Origin of the sequence: Candidatus Brocadia sapporoensis, from assembly GCF_001753675.2 — a bacterium.
In the GTDB taxonomy this organism is placed as follows: Bacteria; Planctomycetota; Brocadiia; order Brocadiales; family Brocadiaceae; genus Brocadia; species Brocadia sapporoensis.
On the sequence record NZ_MJUW02000016.1, the window covers coordinates 1 to 3,893 of the forward strand.

General features: G+C 41.3%; 3 protein-coding genes and 2 pseudogenes. All 5 read right to left on the reverse strand.

Annotated features, from left to right (window positions below; all coding sequences use genetic code 11):
- Positions 1-124 (reverse strand): annotated as a pseudogene (locus BIY37_RS14180) (IS200/IS605 family transposase); the annotation flags it as partial.
- A gap of 268 nt (positions 125-392) precedes the next feature.
- Positions 393-563, reverse strand: a pseudogene (locus BIY37_RS14185) (restriction endonuclease subunit S); the annotation flags it as partial.
- Between the two features lie 173 nt (positions 564-736).
- Complete coding sequence (locus tag BIY37_RS00355) at positions 737-931, reverse strand: hypothetical protein (protein WP_070065865.1); 195 nt, start codon at positions 929-931, stop codon at positions 737-739.
- A 197-nt stretch (positions 932-1,128) separates the two neighbouring features.
- On the reverse strand, positions 1,129-2,463 hold the full coding sequence (locus BIY37_RS00360) for a restriction endonuclease subunit S (protein ID WP_070065866.1): 1,335 nt from the start codon (positions 2,461-2,463) through the stop codon (positions 1,129-1,131).
- A gap of 570 nt (positions 2,464-3,033) precedes the next feature.
- A partial coding sequence (locus BIY37_RS00365; RefSeq protein ID WP_201789358.1) for a type I restriction-modification enzyme R subunit C-terminal domain-containing protein occupies positions 3,034-3,893 on the reverse strand: 860 nt, incomplete at its 5' end.

The window sequence follows — 3,893 nt, forward strand, 5'->3', positions numbered from 1 at the left end:
TGCCTTTGATGACTCCGGCAATGTATTTATACAATTCATCTTTCCATTCCTTACGAATGAGATTTTCCCATCCTTTTACTGTGAAGACAACCTGAATGTAAACTTGTGAAAATGTGCCTGCCATAGTATTCCCTCTATAATTATATCATTCCTTCGGGATTTTATTATTCAGCCAATGGTTCTTAACCCCCAAAGGGGTGTAATTATTATAGCACATCGGTACGCAATTATTATTAATTCCGAAGGAGTGGTATATTGCCGTTATATATCACCCCTTCGGGGTTAAATTACATATCACGGCTTTTTTCTATAATCATGTCATCCCTTTGGGATTTTCTTTTTCCACGACAGATTCTTCGTTATAGTCTGTAATTATACAGCTGCTCCGCAGCTTTCTCTGCTTTTATCCTCTCCAGGAGTTTTGATGCCAGTTCGTCTTTTGGGTTTTGCTCAATCAGCCTTCCTTCAAATGCCTTTTTCAAAATACTCTGCCGCAGGGCCTCGCCTTGCTGCAAGGCGGTTGTTATGGTTTCTTCTAATTTGTCGCATACGGAAAGACAACTATGCGTTCTTTAAACGATAGTATTTTTAATCCCGAAGGGATGTTATTATTATAGCATATATCATTACTCGAGTATTCTAACCCCGAAGGGGGTGGCATATTTTCGTTGTTGCCATTGTATTTCACCCCTTCGGGGTTGAATTTGGTGTTGCGGTTTTTTTTCCTATAATCATGTCATCCCTTCGGGATTATTTTCTTCCGCGTCTCATTCGTCGTCTCATCCCTCTTTGCATTTATCCTCTCCAGGAGTTTTGATGCCGATTCGTCTTTGGGGTCTTGCTCAACGAACCTTCCTTCAAATGCCTTTTTCAAAATGCCCTGCCGCAGGGCCTCGTTTTGTTGCAAGGCGGTTGTTATGGTTTCTTCCAATTTATCGCATATTGAAAGACAACTATGCGTTCTTTAAACGATAGTATTTTTAATCCCGAAGGGATGTTATTATTATAGCATATATCATTACTCGAGTATTCTAACCCCGAAGGGGGTGGCATATTTTCGTTGTTGCCATTGTATTTCACCCCTTCGGGGTTGAATTTGGTGTTGCGGTTTTTTTTCCTATAATCATGTCATCCCTTCGGGATTATTTTCTTCCGCGTCTCATTCGTCGTCTCATCCCTCTTTGCATTTATCCTCTCCAGGAGTTTTGATGCCGATTCGTCTTTGGGGTCTTGCTCAACGAACCTTCCTTCAAATGCCTTTTTCAAAATGCCCTGCCGTAGGGACTCGCTTTGTTGCAAGGCGGTTGTTATGGTTTCTTCTAATTTGTCGCATACAGAAAGGCGGGTTTCTATTTCTGAAACGATTTTGGTTTGTTCTTCTAACTTACAAAGTGGAATTTGATAATTCAATATTGTATCTCGATCAATTCCTGGGACTGTGGAGCCTAATCCCAGTCTTTGAAAGTCGTGAAATCGTGAGGCAAGAAAATGATAAATGTATTTGATATCGATTTCCAAAGAAGAGAACGCCATTAACTGGCGACTGATTGCTGCTTCTTCAATATTCATCAAGTTTATTTTTCCAACTCCGGCACCTTTTACTGTAATTAGAACATCATTCTTTTTTGCAATTGCTTTTGGATATATTGTCCATTTTGAAACTGAAGGGAAACAATTTCCAAAGTCAGCTGGGCCAGTAAAATAAGGTATTCCATCTTTGGAAAAGTTATAATCTTTTTCTAGAATATGTTGACCAGAAACCAATTTTCCTTTATCTCCCAACTTCACCCACTTCCACCCCTCCGGCAATTCGCCATCTTTTACATTTTCATGCGTCAACCTTCCTTCAAACGCCCACTTTAACACGGCTTGGCGGTAGATTTTGAGTTGCTGCTGGGCGGTTTTTAAACTTTCAATGCCTTTGTCTAATTCGCTGAAGATCTCCTCTATTTTGGAAACGATGCGATGCTGTTCGGGGAGAGGGGGGAGAGGGATTTCAAGTTCTTCAATATCTGATTTCCTTACCGAAGGAACTGTTGTAGCTCTTGAATATTTTTCAAGTTTAATTCGCTTTAGAAAAAAGAAAAGAAACAAGTCAGAACAAATTATTTCAGTGGCTTTCAAACCAACAGCATTGTTGTCTACAATGCAGGAATGTTTTGTTAGTACTCTTCTGTTTAATTTTAATGCTTCTCCAATCTTCGCAAAAACTATTGTGTTCTTAGGGTAAGGCTTTGCCTTTAGTTTTTGCAATTCTTCATCGTCAATATAATTTTCACAAAATTCTAAATATTGATTACCTGCTTGAACATTTCTTGAAATATCTCCGACTTTATAGAATGGAATTTTCCCTTTTGATTTCCCTTGCATAAAGATTGGAAAGCCATACCCCTGAAAAATTTCACACACCTCCCCCAGCTTCACCACTTCCCAGCTTGCCGGTATTTTGTTTTTATCAATCATCTTTATATCACCCTTTCAGGGTTTATTAATTCCTTTTTTCGCTTACTATAAAAATTTCAGCCCTTCGGGCTTGACTGCTGAATTTTCTTTACTGGGTGTGCACCTGATGGCACCTCCTAGAGCATATTTCGATCTTACTACAATCTCTTGGGTGAAGTTATAATGAACGCAATAAAAAGTTGTCATTGCGAGTGAAGCGAAGCAATCTAATCATTGGAGATTGCTTTGGGCTATCGCCCGCGCAATGACACTTGCATGTATACTTATTTAATACGTTTACTATAGATCAAATGCATACCACGCCTTTTTTGAGCGAAACACCGAAGGTGTGTAATGATTATAGAAAACAAATCACCACCATATAAACCCTGAAGGGGTGAAATTATTTGTGTCATCTCGCCGGGATTCAAATACGGTTTCCTATTGCATTGCTATAATCATAACATCCCTTCGGGATTGTACTGCCAGCTCTGCATTTAATCCGTCTTGAATTTCCGACGTTGCTGGCAGACAAACTATTGGTTGCTGGTTACAAACACAAATCACGCTACGGGATTTCTGTCAGTCATCTTATGCCGCCAATGCCTCGTTGAGTTCGTTTATAATCTCATCCATCTTGTCGCCAAAGAGCTGAAACATCTTCCCCTTGCCGCCTGCGGCATCAAAGGGTGTGTAGTCCAGGTCATCGGCATCCAGATGGATACTGGTGGCGATGTGGTCTTTTATCATCCGCAACCATCGCATCTGTTCTTCCGTAAACTTCAATGCACCCGCCTGTTTCTTAAACACCCAGTTTTGGAAGTTTTTGTCCACGGTTTTGTCGTAAGCTGTCAGCGTCTTATCCACACCTAAAACTTTACGGATCAAGGAGACCAATGCAATCAGTTCATTCCTCGGTGAGCCGTTTGCCTTTTCCAGTTGCTCATAGGCACGCCACACCTGTATGGGTGCAAGCACAGGCTTCTCTGCCTTTAATCTTTCCAGCACCCCTTTTATCATGGCGTAGGTGAGCTCCCGCCTGCGATAGGGCTGCGCGTAAAAAATCTGCAAGGCAATGATCTCATCCTTGTGCTGCTCTATCCACGTCTTAAAATCCCGCACCAGGGTTTCCGCCTTTGTCTTGTTGTCGCTGTCCCAACCCACGTTGATTACGGTATCGGGATTCTGCATATCAATCTTCTGTTCATGTGCCTTGCGGACGTTTTCAATGTATTCATTCAACTCACCGGTAAATACCTTAGCTGCGTTGTTCTGCAGTTCAGTTTTCAGACGATTAAATTTAGCTTTCTTCTCAGCGGGCGCTGCTCCAGAATTTTCCTGTTCTACCTTCGCACGTAAATCTTCCAGCGTGTCAGGATTGAAGGCATTCAATAAATCCTTCACCACCTGCGAAACGCTTTTGCCGTTGGCCTTTGCAGAAAATTGTATCT